Raw genomic sequence first — 24985 nt, forward strand, 5'->3', positions numbered from 1 at the left:
ATGCTTACGTCCTGTTTGATCTGAAGGTCGGTGTAATCCAGGTAGTCGTTATGGCCGTCGCCATTCGGGGTGATTGCGTTGATTAAATTGATGATCAGAAAGTCTTTTACTACAGGCTCGCATCCGTCCGCACTTTTCACATATATTTTGTACGGACCTCTCTGAAGGCCTGTGAAAATATTGCTGGTCTGATAATCAAATCCGTTGATTGAATACTGATATGGAGGTGTGCCGCCACTTACGTTGATGGTGGCAGTTCCTGCGGTAACAGTGATGCTTGTGATGGTCGGTAAAACAGCATTGGTTACAGCTACATTCTGTCTGTAAACACAGCCGTTAAATCCTAAATCCACATAATAGTTTCCTTCGCCCACGGTAATGCTCTGCGTTGTTGCTCCTGTATTCCAGAGATAAGAGGTAAAGCCGGGCCCTGCATCCAAAACTGTTCTCTGACCCGGACAGACAATAAGATTTTTCAGGACATCAGATTTTTTTCCGGTGATTAAAGTGATGCTGATCTGCCCAACTGCCGGACAGCCATTTGAGCTTGTGAATCTCACAAAATAGATCTGCGATGCTGTAATATTCTGAACAGCATTTACAGGAGCAGTTCCGTTTTGTGCATTCGCTAAAGTGGTATGAAATGATAATGAAACTGAAGGATCTGTAGTGAAAAGATTTTTATAATCATTCAGATTAACAGATTCAGAACCGTTTAAATCGAGGTCGCAAACCTGAGTAATGACGTTGTTGGTAAGCAGTGTAATTTTGGCTCCAATAGTAAAATTAATCTGTCCGAAGGCCGGGGGGCATCCGTTTGCAGATTCCACTCTCACGTAGACGGTTGTGTTTGCAGTGTAAGTCCAGTTATTCGGGAGGTTGTTGTTTCCTCCGGCTGTAGCTGCTGCCGCAGTAAGGTAATATTTAACGGTAAAGTTTGCCGGGTTGTTTACGATTTGCGGTGTTATTGTAGAAAAAGTAATGTTTACAGTTCCGTCTAAATTATCATCGCAGACTGCACCGTTGAAGTTTGCTGTATTGATATTTGGTAACGGGTTTACAATCAGGGTAACCTGTGCTGTTTTAGAGCACCCGAAAGTTGAGGTTACTTTTACATACACTGTTCCTCCGGTAGAGGAATAGGCTGTAGGTAAAGGAATCTGAGTCGTCAGTGCGCTGTCTGTGAAGTAGGTGAGAATCGCTCCCGGCGTTGTGGTTACTGCGGCGGCTGTAAGATTAAAGACAGCCTGTCCGTTTGTTCCTGCGCAGGCAGACATGGTTGTGTTGCTCGTGGTGATCTGATCGAGGGTTAAAGTCAGTTTTGCGACATTCGGACAGCCGTTTGTGTTTTGGAATCTTACATAAAAAATCTGCGAAGGGGCAATGGTTTGATTGGCCGCAATAGCACCTGTAGCATTCTGAGCGTTTGCCAAAGTGCTGTAAAAGGTTAATGAAACTGCAGGATCTGTAGTGAAATTGTTTTTGTAATTATTCAAATCTACATTTTCGGTAGCATCCCAGTTGGTATCACAGACCAAAGTGCTGTAATCCTGCGTCAGGAGTGTAATTTTGTTTCCGATGGTGAAATTGATCTGTCCGAAGGCTGGCGGGCATCCGTTTGCAGATTCCACTCTCACGTAGACTGTTGTATTTGCGGTGTAGGTCCAGTTTACAGGAAGGTTATTGTTGTTTCCGATGGTTGCATCAGCCTGGATCAAATAATATTTTACGGTAAAATTTGCTGCATTGGTCACGATCTGCGGAGTTACATCGGCAAAATTAATGTTAATAATACCATCAAGATTATCATCGCAGAGATTTGCATTGAAGTTGGCAGTATTGATATTTGGAGACGGATTTACAGATAAAGTGATCAGAGTAACTTTGGAACATNTAATGTTAATAATACCATCAAGATTATCATCGCAGAGATTTGCATTGAAGTTGGCAGTATTGATATTTGGAGACGGATTTACAGATAAAGTGATCAGAGCAACTTTGGAACATCCGTACTGTGAGGTTACTTTGGCGTAAACTATTGTTGGAGCGGTGTTGTAAGCATTAAAACCTGTGATTAATGACGTAAGTGCTGTATCTGTATAATAAGAAACCGTAGTTCCGGAATCCGGTGTTACAACTGCTGTCGAAAGATTAAATGTTCCTGTTCCGTTGCTGTTTGAGCATACTGAAAGCGACGTGTTGCTAACCTGCAAAACATCAATATTTATGATCACCTTAAAATATTCTATATCTGCGGGATTGCCATTGCCCTGTACTGAATAGATGAAGGTATCGGCTGTGTACACAGTGAGGCCTGTGTTTGGAGTATAGGTGATCTGGCCGGTCGTAGAATTCACAGATGTGGTTCCTGCTGTTGGTGTCTGTACCACAGTTACGCTTGAAGGAACCATAGTTTGCGTAGAAATTACAAGGGATGGAGTAATCTGTTTTGTCTGGCAGCTTCCAATGGTGTAGGTTGCTGTAGGAATTGGCGGGCATGAGGTATAAGTGTATACCGCCGTAAGCTTCGTCTCACAGTTGTTTTTCGTAATCTGGCACGTGTAGTTTCCTGAACCGTAAATTTCGGGATTTATTGAGAACGATGTTGCCCCGGAAATGGGCTGTCCGTTCAGGAACCATTGATAAGCATCATAACTGCTGTCTACCTGAAGCACAACTCCCAGATAGCAGTCTCCTGTTTTTGTGATAGCAGGAACGGAAGAAAATCCAGCAAAATAGCCACCGTACCCAACTGCACCGCTGCCTGCCGCAATTCCTGCAGTAACAGATTTTGTTGAATTTACCGTGACGTTTCCGCTGATATTTTCTACAGAATAAGTAACCCAGTTTGGGTTTCCGGGAACAGGGTACGGGCCTGCGGTTGCGGCAAGTCCATTTCCGTTGATGGTTACCGTAGCTCCTGTCTGCGTAATGATATTAAGTTTTGTGGCGTAAGTGGTGCTGCCAATCCTGTTAATCTGAGCTATTTCGTCAATTTTATTTGGCATAAAACAGCTTAACGGCGGTATAAAATTAAATCCTCCCGTTGCATATTCTGTTCCTGTGCTGGCGCCGGCAAGCAACTGGTACACATAAATATTTTTGGTAGCGGAAATTCCCATATTGTATAGGCTATTTCCCTGAAGGGTGTAATAATTTACGGGAAGTAAGAAATATTGTCCGGCATTTAAAGTAACCCCAGAGGCTGTACCATTGATGGTAAAAGTGGTATTGTTTTCGGTCGCAACAATCAGAGCTGTTTCCATGCCTGTACTTATCGAGCCGTTACCTTTTACGAGTGCAAAATCTTTCCCAAGCTTTTCTACCGGGACAGACTGATCCATCAGGATATCATTGTTACTGAAATTATTATTGGTGTATATTCCGTTAAAATTCCCGTTGGTCACAGAGATGGGTTTCGTAGATTCAATTTTTGCACCTACAAGCCCGTTCATATTCGCAGCGGCATCAATGCTTACTGCATCTGCAATATAAGACTGTCCTTTATTGAGCGTTACAGTTCTTGTAGGAGCCGAAACTCCATCACTGAAAACAACATTAGGGTCGTATCCTGAAATAACTACGTTGGTATTATCTTCAGATGCGGTGATGCCAATCATCGAATTAATATAAAAATTGGTTCCGGTGAGAGGTGCCATGGCAGCGTAGAATGTGGTACCCAGACTTGCCAAACCTTTAGAGGTAATAATCTCTGCATGATTGGTAACCGAAAATCTGAAATTGGCAAAGAATCTTTTGCTTCCCTTCACATAAATTCCCATGGTATTGGGTGTGAAAAGATCTGCCTGATTGGTTGCAAACATAAAACCTTCAGGAATAGTGACCTGAGCAGGATTGTTTTTACTTACCTGAACTGTGGTAAAAACAGTATTGTTGTTATAAATCTGAACAGTGAATGGCGTAATTTCATTGGTGGAAAGATACAGCACACTCTGCAAATTTGCCGTTCCTGCTTTCGCTGCCATGGGCGCAAACCAATGGTCAGTATCTAGCTGAGCGTTAAGTGATAAGCATAGAAATGTAAAAATACTTAGTAGAAATTTTTTCATACAGAATTTATAGGGATGCAAATTTACATTTTTAATAGCCAGGTTTTTACATTTTTTTATATCTTTTCATTATTGAGTACAATAATTAATTTAGTTTTAACAGATCTTCCATATAGTAAGAGATTTCATAAATAAAAGTCCCGGTGAAAACTTTCACCGGGACTGATATTTTAAAACTTAAAAAAGTTATTATAAGCTAACTCTGATAAATCCTGTTACTTTAAGATCTCCATTTACAGATTTTACATAATCAGCAACAGACATTGAGCTGTCTTTGATAAAATCCTGGTGAACCAAAGTGTTGTCTTTGTAGAATCTCTGCATTTTACCTTTAAGGATGTTCTCGATAATGTTTGCAGGCTTACCTTCTTCAGTAAGTTTGTGTCTTTCGATTTCCAGTTCTTTATCAATTGTTTCCTGAGAAACTTTAGTTTCGTCAAGGGCAATTGGGTTCATTGCAGCAGCCTGCATAGAAACAGATTTAGCAACTTCATCAGAACCTTCTACTTTAGCAGAAAGCGCAGTGATTGCAGCAATTTTGTTTCCAGCGTGGATGTACGCTCCCAGGTAAGGACCTGTAATTCTTTCGAATGCACCGATCTCAATTTTCTCACCAATTACTCCTGTCTGCTCGATTAATTTGTCAGCAACAGTCATTCCGTGGAAATCTGTAGCCAATAATTCTTCTTTAGTAGCAGCGAAAATAGCCATTTCAGCCAATTCATAAGCAAGCTCGATGAACGCTTCGTTTTTAGCAACAAAGTCAGTTTCACAGTTTAGAGAGATTACAACACCTAAAGTATTATCTTCGTTTACTCTTGCGATTACAGCACCTTCAGAAGAATCTCTGTCAGCTCTGTTTGCAGCTACTTTCTGTCCTTTTTTTCTAAGGATGTCAACTGCTTTTTCGAAGTCTCCTTCTGCTTCCACTAAAGCTTTCTTGCAGTCCATCATTCCTGCACCTGTTTGGTTTCTTAATTTTGCTACGTCTGCAGCAGCTGGTGAATAAGACATAATATTTATAATTTTTTATTTAAATTTATAATTGTTTATATTCGTTTAAATTTTGTGGCGCAAAGATAATGTTTTAATGATAAACTAAAAAATGACTTTTTGCGTTATACTGTTTAATTTGTCAATTTTTTAATAATAATTTTAATGAAGAACATATTTCTGATTCTTTTTGTCTGCATTTTCAGTCTCGGTTTTGCTCAGAAGAAAAAAGCTAAGTCTAAAGCCAAAGCCGTTGCAGAAAAGGAAACGTTGATTATCTATACGGAGCAGGATGCCGAAATATCTAAAGAAGCCAGAATTATTGCAGGTTTTCTGAAACAGAATCCCGGGCATGCAAAAACAGATTATTTCAAAAGAAAACTGATTGAAATTATCATGGCAGACAACAGTGAGGTGGCAAAACCTACCATCACCCCGCTGAGCAAGGAAAAAGTGGAAAAAATCACCAAAAATACAGATTTAGCCACCAAATCTGCAGCAGGCAGCCCAGCCGCAAAAAAAGCCGTGAATTATGCGGGTACAGGTAATAAAAAAACCGGCCCAAGCGAAGATCATAAGAAAACGGCAAGTTATCTTTCACATATTTTTAATCAGGACGATTCTGATCCTACGGCTTATATCAATATCAAAAACAAATCAAAATGTAACCTCATTGTGAAGATTACCGGAAAGAAATATTATAACCTGAATGTTCCTGCCAACAGTCAGAATTACGTTCAGGTAGATAAAGGCGAATATGTCTTAACTACAATGGTTTGTGATGCGAAATATTCTTCATTAAAAAGAATTGCAAAAGATATTGAGCTGGAGTTGAGCGTAAGTGACTGAGAAAAGTTCATCAAAAAGAAAAACGCAGCAAAATGATCTTTCGCTGCGTTTTTTTATGTTTTGATATCTAATCTTATCCTTTAAATTGCCCCATCGCAATAAACTTGTCCTGTCTGTGCGTTTCAAGTTCTTTGCCTGTGAATTTAGAGAAAGCCTTAATGTTCTGTAAAATTGAAGCTTTTAAATTCAAATAAGTGGTTTCAGGATCGTAATGAGCGCCACCAAGTGGTTCTTCAATAATTCCGTCGATAAATTTTTCTCTTAAAGCATCCTGTGGAGTCAGATTCAATGCGTTTGCAGCATCTTCCTTGTGATCCCAGTTTCGCCAGAGAATTGAAGAGCAGCTTTCCGGTGCAATTACCGTGTACCAGGTGTTTTCCAGCATATATACTTTGTTACCTACACCAATTCCCAATGCTCCTCCACTTGCTCCTTCGCCAATGATGTAAGTGAAAATAGGAGTTTTAAGCATGGTCATTTCGAAAATATTTCTTGCAATTGCTTCACCCTGTCCTCTTTCTTCAGCTTCCAGACCTGGGTAAGCTCCCGGTGTATCCACCAAAGTTACTACAGGAATTTTAAACTTTTCAGCTAATTTCATCAGTCTCAAAGCTTTTCTGTATCCTTCAGGATTCGGCATCCCGAATCTTCTGTGCTGTCTTTCTTTGGTTGTTCTTCCTTTCTGCGTTCCAAGAATCATAATTCTCTGACCGTCAAGTGTTGCCAAGCCACCAATCAATGCAGGATCATCAGCGAAATTTCTGTCGCCGTGAAGCTCAAGAAAACTTCCTTTATCTACCATACCATTGATATAATCTAAGGTATATGGACGATCCGGATGACGGGAAAGCTGTACTCTCTGCCAAGGCGTAAGATTTCCGTAGATTTCTTTTTTGGTATCTCTGATCTTGTCTTCGATCTGGCTGCATGCTAATTTTACATCAACACCACTTTCTTCTCCTACCAATGAACAGGTTTGATACTGATCCATCAGCTCTTTTATAGGAAGTTCGAAACTTAAATATTCCATTCTTGAAGTAAATTAAATCTTTCAAATGTATGAAAAATATGATAAATCTATTTAAAATTATTTACAGCATTGCTTATTCTGGCGATACTTTCTTCTTTACCAACGAGTTCCAAAATATCCGGAACGTCTGGGCCTTTCAATTCACCTACCAAAGCCAGACGGAGTGGCATCATCACTTTTCCCATTCCCACGCCTTTGTTTTCGGCGAAATCGTGTAATTTTTGTTTGATATTTTCTGAAGTGAATGCTTCGGTTTCATTTAAAACAGAAGAAAATTCAGTCAAAAGAGTAGAAGTTTCATCATTCCATGCCTTTTTTGAAGCTTTTTCGTCGTAAGATGTAGGTGCCTCAAAGAAGAACTTTCCGTTTTCGTAAATATCTTTTGGGAACGTTGCTCTTTCTTTCATCAGATGAATAATCTTTAATAATTTTTCATCTTCGATGCTTAAATTTAAATCTGAATCTTTCAGAATATTTAATAATTCTTCATCAGATTTCAACTGAATATACTGATGATTGAACCACTCAGATTTTTCTTTACTGAATCTTGCTCCCGCCTTATGAACTTTATTTAAATCAAATTCTTTTGCCATTTCGTCCAGAGACAAAATCTCTTTATCATCTGCGGGAGACCAACCCAGAAGTGCCACCATATTGATGAACGCTTCAGGTAAATATCCGCTTTCTCTGTAACCTTTAGAAACATTTCCGGTTGCAGGGTCTGTAAAATTCAAAGGAAACACAGGGAATCCGAATTTGTCGCCGTCTCTTTTGCTTAATTTTCCTTTTCCTTCAGGTTTTAAAATCAAAGAAAGATGTGCAAACTGCGGAGCTTCCCAACCCATTGCTTCATATAATAAAGTATGTAAACCTAAAGAAGGCAACCATTCTTCACCACGGATAACGTGTGTGATTTCCATTTCGTGATCGTCGATAATGTTGGCAAAATGATATGTTGGCATTCCGTCGTTTTTTACCAGTACTTTATCGTCTAAAACGTCTGTGTTTACCGAAGAATTCCCTCTGATAATGTCTGTTAAACCTAAAGTTCTGTCCACAGGCATTTTAAATCTTACCACGTAAGGCGTTTTTTCATCCAAAAGTTTTTGAACTTCCTCTTCAGAAAGGGAAAGGCTGTTTCTTAAACGGTTTCTTGTTTTGTTATCGTAAGAAAATACATCTCCTTTAGCTTCGTACTCAGCACGGATGGCATCTAATTCTTCTGCTGTATCAAAGGCGATGTATGCGTAATCTGTTTTAAGAATCTGCTCGGTATACCGGTTATAAATATCTCTTCTTTCAGACTGTCTGTATGGGGCAAATTTTCCGCCTTTCTTGGGGCTTTCGTCGGGAATAATTCCGCACCATTCCAAAGCTTCTTCAATGTAATCTTCTGCACCCTCAACGTATCTCGCGGTATCTGTATCTTCAATTCTCAATACAAACTCGCCACCCTGATTTTTAGCAAAAAGATAATCATACAATGCGGTTCTTACGCCTCCCAAATGCAGAGGTCCCGTAGGACTGGGCGCAAAACGAACTCTTACTTTGTTCATGTTTAATTTAATTTGCTGCAAAATTAATCAAAATTAAATGTATTCAAAAGTTTGATATTTGGAATGTGGATGTTTTGGCGATATTAATTACATTTGCAGAAATATAGAATTCACTAGTTATGCTTGAAATAGGAGAAAGACCTTGGGGAACTTATTATGTACTGGCAGATGAGGCAAATTACAAACTGAAAAGAATTGTGGTAAACCCCGGGCAGAAATTGTCTTATCAGTATCATTATAAAAGACAAGAGCAATGGACGGTAATTGAGGGTGATGCTACAGTGGTGCTGGATGATAAAGAAATTAATCTCAAGTACGGGGAGAGTATTTTTATCCCTTTAGGTGCAAAGCACAGAATGATGAATCTTTCAGATAAGCCGGTTGTTTTTATTGAAGTTCAGACGGGAACTTACTTCGGGGAAGATGATATTGTGCGTATTGAAGATGATTACGACAGAAGCTAGATAAAATAACCTGATAATATGAACTGTAAAATCTGCTCATCTCATTCTGAGAAAATTTTTTCGAAGAAAATCCTTTTGAAATATGATACTTCATATTATCAATGTACCCATTGCGGCTTTATTCAGACAGATACACCGTTTTGGCTGGAAGAGGCATACAATAATGCTATCACTTCTTTGGATATTGGTATTCTGAAAAGAAATAATGAATTGGTACAGACCATTCCGAAATTTATTGATACATTTTTCCCTAAATCTAAAAAATATCTTGATTTTGCCGGTGGCTATGGGATCTTTGTGCGCTTAATGCGAGATTTGGGATATGAATTTTACAGACAGGATATGTACTGTGAAAATATTTTCTCCAAACATTTCGATATTACAGATACCGACGTAACTCAATTTGATGTTGTTACCGCTTTCGAAGTTTTTGAGCATCTTGAAAATCCTTTGAAAGAAATTGAAGACATCCTGAAGTTTGGTGATAATTTAATTTTCTCCACAGACCTTGTTCCCCAAAACGGAAACATAGAAAACTGGATTTATATCGCCAGCGAAACGGGGCAGCACATCGCCTTTTATACAGAAAAAGCATTACAGATTATTGCAGGGAAATTTGGCAAAAAATACTATCGCAAGAAAAATTATCATATATTTTCGGCTGAAGAATTTTCTCAGGAGCAAATTGATTATGCGTTTCATGATATTTCAAAATACAGAAAATTTTTTGGTCTGAAAAAACGAAGACTCAATTTCAGAATTGAAAGAGATGGTTTTTTAGAGAAAGATTATGCGAAAATTCAGCAGATCCTTCATGACAGTATCAAAGATAAAATTTAAAATGCCCGCTCCTTTCGTTTGCCAAAGGCTTCACACGTTTTGCTAAAGTCTACAGAAAGCATACAGCAAAATTCAGAATATATGAAAATACTACTTGATCCTCAAATATTTCATCAGCAGACCTATGGAGGGATTTCCAGATATTATACGGAAGTTTTTTCGGTATTGTCTCAGAAGAAAGACGTTGAAATTGTGCTGCCCATTTACAGCTCAGACAATGCTTATTTGAAGGAAACAGACCTCACAGTAAAAAATCCCGGTCTTCTGGCTCTGTATAAAGTTTTAGCATTTTTTAAAATAAGTACAAGATCACTGAGGAAAAAAAAGTCTGATCAGCTGCTGGACAGTCTTTTTCAGGCTAACGATTATGATGTCTGTGTTCCTACTTACTATAATCCTTATTTTTTAGAAAAAATAGGAAATAAACCCTTTGTACTTACCGTTTATGATATGATACACGAGCTTTTGCCGGAGTATTTCGTTGATGATGATTTCCGTGTGGTAGAGAGAAAGGCACTTTTATTGAATAAAGCTACTCAGATTATCGCGGTTTCTCACAACACCAAAAAAGATATTGTAAAGGTTTATCCTCATATTGATCCCGATAAAATTACAGTGATTTATCACGGAAGCTCAATAAAAATAAATCCTGATGTAAAAGTAGATTTGCCGAAAAACTACGTTCTCTATGTAGGCGCAAGACCTCACTATAAGAATTTTAAATTTTTAGCAAAGTCAATAGTTCCTCTATTAAAAAATGATCCGTCATTGTTTTTAATTGCCGCTGGCGGAGGGAAATTTAATGAAGAGGAAATAAATTACCTGAAAGAATTAAAAATTGATCAGCAGGTTCAGCAGAGAAAATTTGAAGAAAAAGAGCTGGGATATTACTATCAGAATGCAAAGTGTTTTGTTTTGCCGTCATTGTATGAAGGCTTTGGTATTCCTGTTTTAGAATCAATGGCGTGTGGCTGCCCCATTATCCTGTCTAAACACGGATCTTTGCCCGAGATTGCTGGGGATGCTGGTATTTATTTCGATTCAGATTCTGAAGAGTCTTTAAGAAATAAAATAGAACAGTTACTTTCAGACCAGGATTTACGCGCAGAATATGCAAAAAAAGGGGCACAGCACGTGAAAAAATATGACTGGAATGAAGCTGCCGAACAGTGTCTGAAGGTTTATAAGAAGGCAGCAGAGAATAATTAATCAACAGAATATTGCAGCAGATACGTATGAAGCTTACCATAATCACCATAAATTTTAATAACAAAGAGGGTTTAATAAAGACATTTGATTCTGTTAAAAATCAAACGTTTAAAGACTTTGAATACATTGTTATTGATGGCGGAAGTACCGATGGCAGTAAGGAGCTGACCGAGAAAAACACTTCTATTGATTACTGGGTAAGCGAGCAGGATTCAGGGGTTTATAATGCCATGAATAAAGGAATCAGAAAGGCTGCGGGCGAGTATATTATCTTCATGAACAGCGGAGATTTCTTTTTTGACGATACCGTACTTGAGAGAGCTGCTGCACATTTCGCTTCGGGTATTGATATCCTTTACGGTGACTCTGTGTATTTTAATAAAGACGGCTACCACAGGGTTGAAAGTCCACCAAAGAAAATTACCTTCAGTTTCATGTATTCCGGCGGGATTAATCATCAGGCTGCTTTCATTAAGAAACAGCTTTTCAAAGATTATTTTTATTACAACGAATCCTATAAAATCTGTGCCGATTGGGAGTTTTTTATTGTTGCAATCTGTCTGTACAATGCTTCTTACAAACATCTGGAAGAAACGGTTTGTTACTATGATTTTTCCGGAATTTCTGCGAATCCTGAAAACCTTTCAGTCTATTTCAAAGAAAGAGAAATTACGCTTAATAAATATTTCTCAGCTTTTCTGGAAGACTTAAAATTCAGTCAGGAAGCAAAAGCCAAAAGAATACAGCAGGTTTTTCATATCAAAAAATATCCCGTTGCCTGGAGGTTTTTTAAGTGGATAATTGGTTTTTTCCTTTTATTTTTGCCTAAATTTAAACTCAAAACTGATTAATCTTTTTTTGAATGAAAATGTTTCTATTCTAAAGCGCTTATGATTCTATCCATCATCACCATCAACTACAACAACAAAAACGGTCTCGCAAAAACAGTGCAGAGCATTGGCAGTCAGTCCCGCAGAGCATTTGAATATATTGTAATTGACGGAAACAGCAGTGATGGCAGTAAAAATATAATTGAAAATAACTCAGAATTCATCAATCTTTGGGTAAGCGAGCCAGATTCAGGGGTGTACAACGCCATGAATAAAGGAATAAAGATGGCATCCGGCGATTATCTTTTATTTCTGAACAGTGGTGATGTTCTGGCAGATGATCAGGTGATTGAGAATGTTTTGCCATTGCTGGACAACCATTCAGATATCATCAGCGGGAATATGATCTACAGCTTAAACGGAATTTCTCAAACCATTTTTACACCGCCGGAAAACATTAGTCTTGTTTATTTTTTACGTTCATTTCTTCCACATCCGTCAAGTTTTATAAGAAAAAATCTGTTTGATAAAGTAGGATTTTACAGCGAAAATTTTAAAATCGTCTCAGACTGGGAATTTTTTCTGAAAGCCATTGTTATTCATCAGGCAAAATATAAAAATATCAATCTTACCGTCAGTGATTTTGATAACTCCGGAATTTCCAGCAACCACAGCAATAAAGTCTTGATGAAAAATGAAAAGCAGGCGGTTTACCAAAAGTATTTCCCCAATCTTCAGAACGAAATAATTCTATTGGATTTTGCAGGCTCGAGAAGGATGCAGCAAATAGAAAACATCCACAGCAATCATCCGTTTTTGTGGAAATTATTAAAATTCTGGCTTAATATTCTGAATCTGTTTGTCTCTAAAAAGGAAGTCAGATCCTGCAAAAAAATCAGAAACTAAGGAATGATCTTCTGATAATAATCTAAAGTTTCCTCAACCATATTTTTCAATGAAAATTTTTCCAGGACTGTTTTCCTTGCATTTTCTGATAACTGTAACGCCAAATTTTTATTTCCGAAAATCTCAAGAATTCTTTCAGAAAAATCTTCCGCACTTACAGCTGTAAAACCGTCAGTTCCGTCTGAAACAATCTCTTTAAAAGCATCGATGTCTGAAGTGATCACAGGTTTTTCTAAAGCCATTGACTCAATCAGCGCCAGCCCAAAAGTTTCACCCTTTGAAGGAAATATTACAACTTCAGCTTGTGAAAGAAGTCTTTTAGCCTCATCCTTATCTTTTCTACCGTAAAAAAATACTTTTTCACTAATTTGATTTTCAGAAATTTTCTTTCGGAGCTCATTTAACAGCTCTGTTTCTTTTCCGATAAAATGCAGCGTCGCAGCATGTTGTTTTTCATATACTTTAATAAAAGCTTTCAATGCGGTTTCTGCACCTTTTTCCGTTGACACATTTCCAATGAAAAAAACTGATTTATCAATTTTTCCGGAAGTGGGGGAAGGTTGATAAAAATCTGTATCGATACCGTTATAAATTAAGTGACAGTTTTTTGGGCCGAATAATTTCTGCACCATCTTTTCGCTGCTTTTAGAAATGGTAATGATGTTTTCAGCTTTCCCAAATGCTTTTTTTTCGCCATATATCTTCCCTGCCGCGGCACCGTACCCGAAAAAATTTTTAAGAACAGACCACGAGCCGTGACACCTGATGACGTACGGAATTTTCAGATCTTCAGCAATTCTGCCCAAACCTTCCCAGTCGTGTGTTTCAATTACGTCAATGTTTTTTTTGCTGATGAACTTCTGAAGTTCTTTGGCAAGGTATTCTGCTTCCCTGTCATATAATTTCAGATGGAAATTTTTAATAACTGAAATTTTTCCGCTTACCGAGCGCAGGAGTTCTGTCAGCTTGCTTTTTTTGAAGTAATCTTTTACAAAATGTACCTCAAGATTTTTTTCTGAAAACTGAAACGGCTTTTTAGACGAACCAAAAACATAAACATTGATGCCTTTTTTTACAAATTCCGAGGCAAGATTTTTATAGAAAACACCAGTTCCGCCAATGTTTTCCTGAAATTTACACTGAAACTCTTTCGTTATAAGAAGAACATTTTTTACCGGTTTCATAATTTAAAAACAGTGTTTACCCAATGATCCAATGTGTATTTATAGTAGATTTCCTGTGGCAGTTTTTGGTAAGGTTTTTCAAAAAAAGATTTTTCTACATTGCTGAAATCTTTGTTTAAAATTAAAATATTTTCAGGATTATAAAAATCGTAAGTGGAAATGTTCTGATTGTCTGTAATATATTTTTTTTCCAAAGCCATCGCTTCAAAAACCCTGAAACTGAGCCCCGACTGAGCGTCCCTCTGTAAATCAAGAATCGCTTTTGTATTTTTATAGTAATCGGGAAGCTGCTGTTGGGGAATGTTTTTTGTTCTGAAAATCAGGTTTTTAATTAATTTTTTGTCGAAAAACCGGCTTACTTTTTTTTTCCAGCTTTTTTTTCCGGCAATGATGGCCTTAAATCTCAGATTCAGAGTTTGTAACTTCTCAGAAAGCTTGATGAGCCTTGCAATTCTGGTTTTATCGTAGGAAGTGATGTAAAATAAATCGAGTTCCGGGTTTTGATTTTCTGATGGTTCGTGTGGGAGATAATTGTAATTGTTAATCTTTCTGAAACCAAATTTTTTCACATCTTCATCATCAAAAGAAAAAACATCATCAAAATAATGCAGAATATGCTCAGCCGGATTTCTCTGCATGCTGTCATAGAGGTAGGCGATGTTTCTGTCGGTTTTTTTGCGGATGATCTGGTGAACGCGGTCTTCAATTGCTTCAGGATTTATCACTAAAATCTGATCCTGCTTTCCAATCTTCTCCAGAGAACTGATGATGAAGTTCTGTCTGTTTTCGCTCTTCAGATTTTTTCCAAAAAAAACTTTGCTGAATGTATTCTGTAATCTGGCGCCCAGGTTTTTATGCGTAAATGCTCCAATATTAATGTGGTGAGCATCAATGCCTTTTTCTTTCAGTTTAGCAACGATGTGCTCGTCATAATGCCAGAAATCAAAACTTATTAAACATATCTTCATGTGTAGCAGCTTATTGTTCTTAAGGTTTTCCAAATTTTGCGGATGACCTGTGCGATGGAGTAAAATGGTGATACAGATGTTACAAAGTACCGTTATTTCATCAGACAAAAGTAAATATTTTAAACTTAAATGTATATTTTTGGGTCAAAGTCGTGTTGATGCTATGAAAAAGAAAATTCTGATTGATGTAGAACGTTTAAAATATCCAAAAACGGGCATTGCCAATGTATGTTATTCGCTCATCAAAGGCTTGGGAAATCTCAACTCTGAGCTGGATTTTACGCTGTACGGACCGTCAAAAAATATGCCTGATGTGAGATCTGGTTTCCACCTCATTCCCTGGAAGTTCTGGCAGAAAAAATTTCCCATCAGCACAGGGAAATATCAGTTGATTCATACCATGCATCAGCTTTCGGAATATTTTCACCACAAAAAACCGGGACAGAAAAAAGTGGTGACGCTGCATGACTTGAATTTTCTGCACGATCAGAGCTCACCCAAAAAGGTGGAAAAATTCAGAAAACTCGTTCAGAAAAATATTCGTAATGCAGATGCAATTGTCTTTATTTCAAATTTTGTGAAAGAAGATTTTATCAAAAATAAACATCTTTTCACTGTAAAAACCGACGTAACAACAGAAGTTATTTACAACGGACTGCAATTTCCCGAAAACAGAAAACTGACCTCTGAAAAATATGATGATTTTATCCAAAAAAAATTTATCCTGACCATCGGTGTGCTTTATCCAAAAAAAAATCAAACCGTTTTGCTCGATATGATCGCTGAAAACGACAGACATTTGGTTTTGGTAACTACCGCCGCAAAATCTGATTATAAAAATGAGTTTTTAAATAAAGTCAAAGATTTGAATTTAGAAAAAAGAGTTCATATTCTTGAAAATATCAGCAATAACGAGAAATATTTTCTCCTCCAAAACTGCGAATCTTACTGTCATCCCTCTTTAGCTGAAGGTTTCGGGATTCCTCCGGTGGAAGCGATGTATTTCGGCAAGCCCGTTTTTCTGAGTAAGCTGACGAGTCTGCCGGAAATTGGTGGGAATCTCGCTTTTTATTTTGAAGATTTTGAAGCAGATCAAATGAATGATGTCTATCTGAAAGGCATTGAAACGTATGAAAATGATGCAGAAATGCCTGAGAAACTTCATCAGCGGGCGCTGCAGTTTGGCTACGAAAAAATGGCAGAATCCTACGAAAATCTGTATAGAAAATTACTCTCTTAAAGTTTTATTTTTCCAAAAAGAAGTTTTCTTTTAAACGTGGTAAAGCTGTCGGAGCCTTTGATATTGATCCTTTTAACCTCAAATTTGTTTCTCCACGGGAACTGAGTGAGATCGTTGCCGATGCGTAAAGCGGCGAAGATTTTTTTTTGTTCTAAAAGTTCAAAAAAATGTTTTTTATGAATTCCTTTTTTGGGAAATTTACCGTAAGGATAAACCAGAACTCTGGAAAAACTGATGTTTTCTCTTTCTAAAATTGAAATATTTTCTGTGAGATCTTTTTCTGCTTCTTCAAGGCTTATTTCTGAGTAATTACGATGACTGTGGCTGTGCAATGCAATCTCAACGCAATCCGGTGGCAAAGATTTTATCTGTTCAAAACTCATAAAAAGTCCCGGAACATTTTCAAGATCCTTTTCTATAAGTTGGGTTGGGATACAGATGGTTGCTTTAAGGCTGTATTTTTTCAGTAGCGGTATCAGGTACACCAGATTGTTGTAATAGCCGTCATCAAACGTGATGATCAGTTTATTTCTGACGTCTTTCTGTGCATTGAGTTCTTTAAAAAAAACGGTTTTAAAATTTTGTGAAATATATTTCAGCTGTTCTTCCAGCTTTTCCACAGAAATATTGAGATCATTATCTACGCGCTCTTTTTCCGGCGAAACCTGATGATACATTAAAATTCGCAGATCGGACGGAAAAGAAATTCCGAAGATGCCTTTGATGAAATTTACAATCATTGTTCTTTTACGTTATGCAGTTCGTAAAGTTTCTGATACTTCAGAAAAGTATAAAATCCGGCAGTTTTTGCAGCGTAGTAGCCTACCAGTCCGTCAAGAAAACCCAAACGTATAAAATAGGATTTGATAAACTGATAGATCGGTTTGAAAATAATTTTCAAAACACTTGACTTTTTGCCTCTGTTAAACATTTTTTCTGCCATCATCGTCGTGTATTTGTTCGATTTTTCGATGTGATGATGAATGTCTTTGTAAGTGTAATGATTTAATTTTCCTTCTAAAAGTCCGGTTTTTTCTTCCGTTAAAAACATTTCGTGGACGATGTCTTCAGAATATTTTCCTGCGTTTTTTCTGAACAGCCTTTCTCTTTTAAGATTTCCCCAACCTCCGTATTTCAGCGATTTGCCGAGGAAAATATTATTAAATGAAATATTATAAACTGAATAATCAGGCTGATCCTGATTTGCAATGGTCTGAATTGATTTAAGGGCAGTTTCATCAGGAATTTCGTCGGCATCCAGAAACAAAATCCATTCTCCGGAACACTGGCTGATGGCAAAGTTTTTCTGCTTTCCGAAACCTGAAAATTTCTGCTGAATCAGTTTTACTTTTGGAAATTTGAGACAAATCTCCACCGTTCTGTCATCCGAAAAACTGTCGATCACAACAATTTCATCTGCAATATCATGAACCGAGCTGAGCGTTTTTTCGATGATTCTGTCTTCGTTAAAAGTAATAATAGCAACCGAAAGCTTCATTTTTTACCGGGTAATTTCAGCAAAAATACAGTTTATTTTAAAACTAAATCAATTACAAAAAAATAACACCCAAAAGAGTGTTATTGATATAAGTATTATAAAATATTTTCCGGATTAAAAATCTATTAATATTCCAAGATAGTTTTCTCAATAATCTTCACACAATCCAGCAATTGTTCTTCTGTAATTACCAAAGGTGGTGCTAATCTGATGATGTTTCCGTGGGTTGGTTTTGCAAGCAGTCCGTTTTCTTTTAATTTTAAACAAAGATTCCATGCTGTAGAACTTTCAGGTGTATCGTTGATTAAAATGGCGTTTAATAGACCTTTTCCTCTTACTTTGGTAATTAGATCAGATTTTTCAATCACTTTTTCAATTTCGGATCTGAATAGTTTTCCTAATTCTTCAGCTCTTTCAGATAAATTTTCTTCAGCAACAACATCCAAAGCTGCAATCGCAACTGCGCAGGCAATCGGGTTTCCACCAAAAGTAGAACCGTGTTGTCCCGGTTTGATTACATTCATGATTTCGTCGTTCGCCAAAACTGCAGACACAGGATACATTCCTCCGGAAAGGGCTTTCCCTAAAATTAAAATATCAGGCTGTACATTTTCGTGATGACATGCAATTAATTTTCCTGTTCTTGCAATACCGGTCTGGACTTCGTCTGCAATGAAAAGAACATTGTGTTTTTTACACAATTCTGAAGCATTTTTAAGGAAGTTTTCGTCCGGAACATAAACTCCGGCCTCTCCCTGAATCGGTTCCACTAAAAATGCGGCAATATTCTGAGCATCATTTTTCAGAACTTCTTCCAAAGCATTCAAATCATTGTAAGGAATTTTTACAAAACCTGGCGTGAAAGGACCGTAGTTTTTATTTGCATCAGGATCATTGGAGAAAGAAACGATCGTTGTTGTTCTACCATGGAAGTTGTTTTCACAAACTACAATTTTTGCTGCATTTTCAGCAATTCCTTTTACTTCATAGCTCCATTTTCTGGCTAATTTTACAGCAGTTTCCACTGCTTCAGCTCCTGAGTTCATCGGTAAAACTTTATCAAAACCGAAAAGGGTAGTGATCTTTTTCTCGTATTCTCCCAAACCTGAATTGTAAAATGCTCTTGAAGTTAAAGCCAGTTTTTTAGCCTGATTTACCAAAGCCTCAACAATTTTCGGGTGCGAGTGACCCTGGTTTACAGCAGAATAAGCTGAAAGGAAATCGTAATATTTTTTGCCTTCAACGTCCCATACAAAAACGCCTTCACCTTTATCTAAAACCACAGGAAGCGGATGGTAATTGTGTGCGCCATGTTTTTCTTCGAGCTCGATGAAGTATTGTGAATTTTTTGTTTGTTCTGCTGTTGACATATTCGTTTTGGTTTTTGACAAAGTTAAGAATTTATAGTTTAATCCCGAAATAGATCAAAATTCGGTGGAGTGGTTATAATATTTCCATACCTGTCCATCACGTTTTTCTTTTCGTTTATTAGGTAAATACCATCTCTGTAGTAACCATGCTTCTTTGTAATTCCTATTTTAAAGGTTATATCTATTATGGGTTCAAATGTTTTTGCATCAATTATTTCATTATGGTTGTCTTGTTTTTGAAGGATAAGAATATCTGTTGATTGTGATTCATCAGCAGCGAAGATGTTCTGATAATCTGCAGGTCTTATAATTCTGTTATGATTATCTATAAGTCCCATTTTTAGGTCTTTATTAAATCCAAATATTGCATAATTTTTAGCAGTTGTCTTTACAAACATTTTTTCATCCGCAAAAATTGGTTTTAAATCTTTTCTTCTTAATAGTTGCTCACTTATCATACTTTTTTTATTCAAACTATCTTTCCCCTTATTCAAGATAAAAAATGTGGCATTTGTTTTATTAAGGTAATTATAATTACTATTGATATAATTTCCTGAGAAACTCCTTACTAAACTATCTTTAGAATTAAAAACGTCAAGTTGACCAACATCTTTATTATCATATTTAATTTGGAAAAATTCCGTGTCATCTAATGATTCAATATATGTTACATCTTTGATATTTCGCTTGATAACGATTTTCCCTGTGTTTGCATCTATATATCCTGTAGAAATCTGAATGTTATTTTCGTTTTTCTCTGTGAATTTTGCAAATCGTTTTCTATACTCAATATTTTTATAATATTCCATCCATTGATTATCCATTAACGTTTTTGAGATTGTAAGTGTGTTCCAAAATGGTTTTTGACTTTTCAGAAATTTTGGATTGTCGAGTTTTCCATGTGCAAAATATTGGTATAATATAAAGTCATTGAAGCTATACTCAGCAATTTTATTGTTGCTTAAATCTGCCACGATGAATTTTTTAATATTATTCAGTTCGTAAGGTTTTACTAAAAAACGATCTTCGTAGATATAAGAGTTTGGAAAATCAGGACTGATAATCCTTAATCTGTTATTCAGAAAATACCGCTCCGTGTAATCTGTTTTTTCATGATAAATTTCAACCTCATACTTAAATTTAGAAGAATTTTCAGATAAGAATATATTATTAAAAGTACGATTATCTATTCGTTTAAGATTCTTTTTGTTTAGAAAATATGTCCCATCCACATCATAATTTATCAGGTAATCACCAATTTCTCTGATCCCTTTGCTGGTAATCTTTTTTACAAAATCTCCGTTTTTTTTATAAATATCAAATTCACAAATACCATTTTCGAAATCACTGTAGTTGTATGCGAAAAAAAAATTATCAGAATATGATATTTCCGTGTAGTCAAATGGCACCAATTCTTTTCCTGCAATGCTAAGTATGCCATTTTTTTTATTTTTTGAGGTAATGAAAAAATCTTTTTGATAACGATCTTTGTACTGTATTTTATAAATATAATCTTTTGATGAAGTAAGAATTTTACCCCAATAGTTAATGATGAGAGGAAACTCAGTTGAATGCCAATCGTATTCAGAAAAAAGCTGTTCCGAGGCCATCACGTATCCATTATAAAATGATGTTATCTGTTTATATACAGGTTTTACAATCTCATTTCCCTTTTGATCAATGTATCCCCAGCCTGTATTGGTATAAACCTTCGCCAGCTTTACTTTTGATCCTTCCGAGACAGGCAAAAAGTCTCCAATCAGCAGATATTTCTCATCAAATTTATTTTCAAGAAAAGTGGCTTTCACCACGTAATCTTTAATGTCAAGTTTTTCAGGATTCTGAGCAAAAAAACTTATGGTAACGATTAGGAATAAAAATGACAATAATTTCATAGTAAAATGGGGATTAGGAAAGAATCAAAAGTAAGTAAAAATATTAATCTTCCATATCAATATGCTGAAAATCAAGCTAAATTGCTGCTGTCGCAAATTGGCAAACTGCATTTTGCATTCCGTTGATCTGCTGCTCGCCACATTTTCGCGCAAAGAACAACCCGCAAACAAAAATCCCCCCTCCGAAGCCTAAACGATGCCCTCCCGGAAGCTTCGGACTGCGGATTTAATGCTTCGGACTGCCGCCCGGATGCTTCGGACGAAGAAAATTTGTTTTCGGAGTGCTTCCTGTTGTTTTCTGAGTGAAGATGGGTGTTTTTAGGGTATTTCTGTTAATCTTAAAAGGTTTAAGTGAGAAATAATAACACAAATTTTATCATTTTAATGAATTTTTTTTATTTTAGTAAGACATAAAAAAAAATTAAATATGAAAAAAAATGAAGTTACCAGGCTGTACAATTTTTCTGATGCTAAACTAATCGACATTGGAAACGAGAAGATAGCCTTTATGAGAAGAGATGCTGAGGCATTTGCTTCTTTCGGTCTCGATGAAACCAAATTTGCAGAACTCGAAGCCAAAATTACTGCCTTTTCTAATCTCGTTACCGACATTTAAAAGTCTAATGAGCAGGTGCAAATCACCGAACAAAAAGATCTGAAGGCAGAAGAGCTCCGTACTGCCATTCGCAGCGTGATGACCCGTGTGGCTCAGAAGTATGGAGCGGGATCTGCGAGATATGCCAACTATGGCTCAGATTCTCTTGCCAAACAAAATGATGCTGATCTTCTAGTCACGGCAAAGCGTGTAGTGAGAGTGGGAACTGCAAATCTGAATGACTTGGCAGGCGAGGGTCTTCAGGTTTCCCATTTAAACAAAATTACCGAACTGAATGATGAGTTTAATGATCTTCTGATAGAGCAGAAGCTGAAAATCGGTGAAAGGGATATTCAGCAGGAAGACAGGGTAGAAGATGGCAACAAAATTTATATGCTCCTCACTAAGTACACGCAAACCGGGCAGGATATCTGGGAAAGCAGCGACGTGGCAAAGTATAATGATTACATCATTTACAATACGCCTTCGGGAGAAGAACCGCCCGAAGATCCTCAGCTTTAAAACAAGAAAAACCGCCTCAGTTTTGGGGCGGTTTTAGTTTTATTAAAATGTAATCTTAATGATTATCATATTTTCTGTCCATTACAAAACTCTCCATGAATTTTGTGGTGTAGTTTCCGGAAAGATAATCTTCATCTTCCATCAACTGTCTGTGGAAAGGAATAGTGGTTTTTACACCTTCAATGTAGAATTCTTCCAAAGCACGCTTCATTTTTGCAATCGCTTCTTCACGTGTTTGAGCCGTAGTAATCAGCTTTGCAATCATGGAATCATAGTTTGATGGAATAGTATATCCTGAATAAACGTGAGTATCTACTCTGATACCGTGTCCGCCAGGAATGTTTAATCCTGTGATTTTCCCCGGTGAAGGTCTGAAATCTGCGTAAGGATCTTCAGCATTGATTCTGCATTCGATTGAGTGCAGCTTTGGGAAGTGGTTGATTCCTGAAATAGGAGTTCCTGCTGCCAAAAGAATCTGCTCTCTGATCAGGTCATAATCAATAACCTGTTCCGTAATCGGGTGCTCTACCTGAATTCTGGTGTTCATTTCCATGAAATAGAAATTTCTGTGTTTGTCCACAAGGAATTCGATTGTTCCAACACCTTCGTAACCGATAAATTCTGCTGCTTTCACTGCCGCTTCACCCATTTTCTCACGAAGTTCGTCAGTCATAAATGGAGAAGGCGTTTCTTCAGTTAATTTCTGGTTTCTTCTCTGTACAGAGCAGTCTCTTTCAGAAAGGTGACAGGCTTTACCAAACTGGTCACCCGCAACCTGAATTTCGATATGTCTTGGCTCTTCAATCAGTTTTTCCATGTACATTCCTCCGTTTCCAAAGGCTGCAACAGCTTCCTGAATGGCTGATTCCCAATGTTCTTTTAGGTCTTCGGCTTTCCAAACGGCTCTCATTCCTTTACCACCACCACCGGCAGTAGCCTTGATCATGACAGGGTAACCTGTTTCTTCAGCTGTTTTTACGGCGTGCTCGTAAGATTCAATTAAACCTTCAGAACCTGGTACGCAAGGTACGTTGGCTGCTTTCATGGTTGCCTTGGCATTGGCTTTGTCTCCCATTCTTTCAATTTGCTCAGGGCTTGCACCGATGAATTTGATGCCGTTTTTCTGGCAGATTCTTGAGAAATTGGCATTTTCAGATAAGAAACCGTAACCTGGATGGATGGCATCAGCATTGGTGATTTCTGCAGCAGCAATAATGTTAGGGATTTTCAGGTAAGAGTCTTTGCTCATTGCAGGACCGATACAAACAGCCTCGTCAGCAAATCTTACGTGAAGACTGTCTTTATCAGCAGTAGAGTATACCGCAACCGTTTTGATTCCCATTTCTTTACAAGTACGTAAAATACGCATTGCAATTTCGCCACGATTGGCAATTAATATTTTTTTGAACATCTTAATTTAATTTGAAATTTGAAAGTTTGAAATTTGAAATTGATTTTTTCATCAATTATCAATCATCATTAATCAATTATAATTAAGATGGATCTACTAAGAATAATGGTTGGTCATATTCTACCGGAGTAGCGTCGTCAACTAAAATTTTAACGATTTTACCGCTTACTTCAGACTCAATTTGGTTGAATAACTTCATTGCTTCAATTACACAAACCACTTTTCCAACAGAAACTTCGTCGCCTACATTAGCGAAAACGTCTTTGTCCGGAGATGGTTTTCTGTAGAAAGTTCCGATCATTGGAGATTTGATGGTGATAAATTTGCTGTCATCAGAAGCGGCTTCAGTTTTTTCAGGAGCAGCAGAAACAGGGGCAGGAGAATGTCCTGGAGCGTGCTGTTGAGGTGCCTGCTGATACATTTGCGGTTGAGCAACATAGCTTACTTCATTACCGCCAAGTGGTGTCTTAATGGTGATTTCGAAATCTTTTGTTTTGTATTTCACTTCTGAAACTTCAGCTTTAGATACAAATTTGATAAGATTCTGTATGTCTTTAATGTCCATAAAAATTGATATTTGATTTGGGTCAAAGATACCAAAAAAACATAAAAAACAACAAAAAACCGCCAAATTTTATAAAAATTGAGCGGTTTTTGTATTAAAACGAGTGTTTTCGGGAGAAAACGGTCTCTTAGTTTTCTTCAGTATCAGCTACTTCTTTTTCCAATACTACTTTTCCTCTGTAGTATAATTTTCCTTCATGCCAGTGAGCTCTATGGTAAAGGTGAAGCTCTCCTGTTGCTGCATCTTTAGCCAATTGAGGAACTACAGCTTTGTAGTGAGTTCTTCTCTTATCTCTTCTTGTAGACGATTGTCTTCTCTTTGGATGTGCCATCTTGTAATAACTTTTTTAATTGATGAGCGATGAGATTCATCATCTCATCATTAAATTATTTAATTTTTATTCTTTAAATTTTTCAAAGCATCCCATCTCGGGTCGCTGTTGTGTTCTTTCTCTTCTTCAGTTTCTTTCGGACTGAACTGATCGAGTATTGCCAGGTCTTCATCACTTACATTCGGTGAAACTTTCTTCATCGGAATGGATAGTGCAACACTTTCGTAAATCAACTGTGCAACATTAAAAGCATGGTCGCCGGCCGGAATAGTAATTACATCTTCTTCGCTGTCATCGTATTCTTCGCCAAATTTTACCAGCACTTTAATCTCATTCTCAACAGGATGATCAAAATTGTCTGTGGTAATATCGCAAACCAGCTCTACCGTACCGTTTACTTTTATTTCAAATTCTAAAAAAGTAGTATGCTTGTCCAGCAATACATCTACTGCAATTCTAGGATTTGTAAACTCCTGTTCGGTCTCAAACAATTGAAAGAACTCCTTATCTATATCAAATCTGAACTCATGCCTGCCGGTCTTAAGTCCGGAAAAGCTTACATCATAGTTTCTTAACTTGTCCATAAAATGAGTGTGCAAAAGTATGCAATTTTTTTATAATAACAAATATTTTAAATAACAAATTTATTTTAAATCTTT

Annotated in this window: 22 protein-coding genes and 1 pseudogene; 9 read left to right on the forward strand and 14 right to left on the reverse strand. The window is 37.0% G+C overall.

From position 1 onward, the window contains the following. Nucleotides 1-1894: 1894 nt before the first annotated feature. Nucleotides 1895-4070 (reverse strand): annotated as a pseudogene (locus tag ASG31_RS19195) (IgGFc-binding protein); the annotation flags it as partial. A 189-nt stretch (nucleotides 4071-4259) separates the two neighbouring features. Next, nucleotides 4260-5084 (reverse strand): translation elongation factor Ts, encoded by an 825-nt coding sequence (gene tsf / locus ASG31_RS16975; RefSeq protein WP_056035605.1) that lies wholly within the window; start codon nucleotides 5082-5084, stop codon nucleotides 4260-4262. Between the two features lie 144 nt (nucleotides 5085-5228). Between tsf and ASG31_RS16980 the strand changes: the two genes are divergently transcribed. Beyond that, on the forward strand, nucleotides 5229-5912 hold the full coding sequence (locus ASG31_RS16980) for a DUF6759 domain-containing protein (RefSeq protein WP_056035608.1): 684 nt from the start codon (nucleotides 5229-5231) through the stop codon (nucleotides 5910-5912). Nucleotides 5913-5985: 73 nt separating this feature from the next. Here ASG31_RS16980 and ASG31_RS16985 read toward each other — a convergent pair whose 3' ends face one another. Further along, entirely contained in the window at nucleotides 5986-6942 is a 957-nt protein-coding gene (locus ASG31_RS16985) for an acetyl-CoA carboxylase carboxyltransferase subunit alpha (RefSeq protein ID WP_056035611.1), read from the reverse strand. A gap of 47 nt (nucleotides 6943-6989) precedes the next feature. Continuing rightward, nucleotides 6990-8498, reverse strand: a complete 1509-nt coding sequence (gene gltX / locus ASG31_RS16990; protein WP_056035613.1) for a glutamate--tRNA ligase — start codon at nucleotides 8496-8498, stop codon at nucleotides 6990-6992. 119 nt (nucleotides 8499-8617) lie between these two features. On the opposite strand from gltX, the gene ASG31_RS16995 reads away from it, so the two are divergent. From ASG31_RS16995 to ASG31_RS17015, 5 genes are all read left to right on the forward strand, one after another. Further along, on the forward strand, nucleotides 8618-8962 hold the full coding sequence (locus ASG31_RS16995) for a phosphomannose isomerase type II C-terminal cupin domain (protein ID WP_056035617.1): 345 nt from the start codon (nucleotides 8618-8620) through the stop codon (nucleotides 8960-8962). An 18-nt stretch (nucleotides 8963-8980) separates the two neighbouring features. Beyond that, nucleotides 8981-9802, forward strand: coding sequence for a class I SAM-dependent methyltransferase (locus ASG31_RS17000; protein WP_056035620.1), 822 nt, complete (start codon nucleotides 8981-8983; stop codon nucleotides 9800-9802). A gap of 81 nt (nucleotides 9803-9883) precedes the next feature. Beyond that, on the forward strand, nucleotides 9884-11011 hold the full coding sequence (locus ASG31_RS17005; RefSeq protein WP_056035624.1) for a glycosyltransferase family 4 protein: 1128 nt from the start codon (nucleotides 9884-9886) through the stop codon (nucleotides 11009-11011). 26 nt (nucleotides 11012-11037) lie between these two features. Next, the gene (locus ASG31_RS17010; RefSeq protein WP_056035626.1) at nucleotides 11038-11862 is read left to right on the forward strand and encodes a glycosyltransferase family 2 protein; all 825 of its coding nucleotides are present in this window, start codon (nucleotides 11038-11040) and stop codon (nucleotides 11860-11862) included. Nucleotides 11863-11901: 39 nt separating this feature from the next. Further along, nucleotides 11902-12747, forward strand: coding sequence for a glycosyltransferase family 2 protein (locus tag ASG31_RS17015; protein WP_056035630.1), 846 nt, complete (start codon nucleotides 11902-11904; stop codon nucleotides 12745-12747). Here ASG31_RS17015 and ASG31_RS17020 read toward each other — a convergent pair. Next, nucleotides 12744-13931: a glycosyltransferase family 4 protein gene (locus ASG31_RS17020; protein WP_056035632.1), complete on the reverse strand. Its 1188-nt coding sequence runs from the start codon at nucleotides 13929-13931 to the stop codon at nucleotides 12744-12746. The two genes, ASG31_RS17015 and ASG31_RS17020, sit on opposite strands and share 4 nt — an antisense overlap. After that, entirely contained in the window at nucleotides 13928-14899 is a 972-nt protein-coding gene (locus tag ASG31_RS17025; RefSeq protein WP_056035635.1) for a glycosyltransferase, read from the reverse strand. Before ASG31_RS17025 ends, ASG31_RS17020 begins: the two co-directional genes overlap by 4 nt. Before the next feature lie 163 nt (nucleotides 14900-15062). Here ASG31_RS17025 and ASG31_RS17030 point away from each other — a divergent pair, with 163 nt between their 5' ends. Further along, nucleotides 15063-16139, forward strand: a complete 1077-nt coding sequence (locus tag ASG31_RS17030) for a glycosyltransferase family 4 protein (RefSeq protein ID WP_056035881.1) — start codon at nucleotides 15063-15065, stop codon at nucleotides 16137-16139. Here the strand turns inward: ASG31_RS17030 and ASG31_RS17035 are convergent. From ASG31_RS17035 to ASG31_RS17050, 4 genes are all read right to left on the reverse strand, one after another. Next, nucleotides 16136-16879: a polysaccharide deacetylase family protein gene (locus tag ASG31_RS17035; protein ID WP_056035638.1), complete on the reverse strand. Its 744-nt coding sequence runs from the start codon at nucleotides 16877-16879 to the stop codon at nucleotides 16136-16138. The two genes, ASG31_RS17030 and ASG31_RS17035, sit on opposite strands and share 4 nt — an antisense overlap. Next, a complete protein-coding gene (locus ASG31_RS17040; RefSeq protein ID WP_056035640.1) occupies nucleotides 16876-17637 on the reverse strand; it encodes a glycosyltransferase family 2 protein in 762 nt (253 codons plus the stop codon). Before ASG31_RS17040 ends, ASG31_RS17035 begins: the two co-directional genes overlap by 4 nt. Nucleotides 17638-17762: 125 nt before the next feature. Further along, complete coding sequence (gene rocD / locus ASG31_RS17045; RefSeq protein ID WP_056035643.1) at nucleotides 17763-19007, reverse strand: ornithine--oxo-acid transaminase; 1245 nt, start codon at nucleotides 19005-19007, stop codon at nucleotides 17763-17765. A 38-nt stretch (nucleotides 19008-19045) separates the two neighbouring features. After that, nucleotides 19046-20815 carry a WG repeat-containing protein gene (locus ASG31_RS17050; protein ID WP_157844483.1) on the reverse strand — a complete coding sequence of 590 codons (1770 nt, stop codon included), beginning with the start codon at nucleotides 20813-20815 and terminating at the stop codon, nucleotides 19046-19048. Nucleotides 20816-21329: 514 nt separating this feature from the next. On the opposite strand from ASG31_RS17050, the gene ASG31_RS17055 reads away from it, so the two are divergent. Both ASG31_RS17055 and ASG31_RS17060 read left to right on the forward strand, forming a co-directional pair. Beyond that, entirely contained in the window at nucleotides 21330-21518 is a 189-nt protein-coding gene (locus tag ASG31_RS17055; RefSeq protein WP_056035650.1) for a hypothetical protein, read from the forward strand. A 15-nt stretch (nucleotides 21519-21533) separates the two neighbouring features. Continuing rightward, nucleotides 21534-22019, forward strand: a complete 486-nt coding sequence (locus ASG31_RS17060) for a hypothetical protein (protein WP_056035654.1) — start codon at nucleotides 21534-21536, stop codon at nucleotides 22017-22019. 55 nt (nucleotides 22020-22074) lie between these two features. Here the strand turns inward: ASG31_RS17060 and accC are convergent, their stop codons facing one another. From accC to ASG31_RS17080, 4 genes are all read right to left on the reverse strand, one after another. After that, on the reverse strand, nucleotides 22075-23430 hold the full coding sequence (accC, locus tag ASG31_RS17065) for an acetyl-CoA carboxylase biotin carboxylase subunit (RefSeq protein ID WP_056035657.1): 1356 nt from the start codon (nucleotides 23428-23430) through the stop codon (nucleotides 22075-22077). A gap of 82 nt (nucleotides 23431-23512) precedes the next feature. After that, the gene (accB, locus tag ASG31_RS17070; RefSeq protein ID WP_056035660.1) at nucleotides 23513-23995 is read right to left on the reverse strand and encodes an acetyl-CoA carboxylase biotin carboxyl carrier protein; all 483 of its coding nucleotides are present in this window, start codon (nucleotides 23993-23995) and stop codon (nucleotides 23513-23515) included. Nucleotides 23996-24122: 127 nt separating this feature from the next. Then, nucleotides 24123-24326 (reverse strand): 50S ribosomal protein L32, encoded by a 204-nt coding sequence (gene rpmF / locus ASG31_RS17075; protein WP_056035664.1) that lies wholly within the window; start codon nucleotides 24324-24326, stop codon nucleotides 24123-24125. 59 nt (nucleotides 24327-24385) lie between these two features. Next, nucleotides 24386-24910, reverse strand: a complete 525-nt coding sequence (locus tag ASG31_RS17080) for a YceD family protein (protein WP_056035666.1) — start codon at nucleotides 24908-24910, stop codon at nucleotides 24386-24388. Nucleotides 24911-24985: the final 75 nt, after the last annotated feature.

Origin of the sequence: Chryseobacterium sp. Leaf404, assembly GCF_001424145.1 — a bacterium.
Lineage (GTDB): Bacteria > Bacteroidota > Bacteroidia > Flavobacteriales > Weeksellaceae > Chryseobacterium.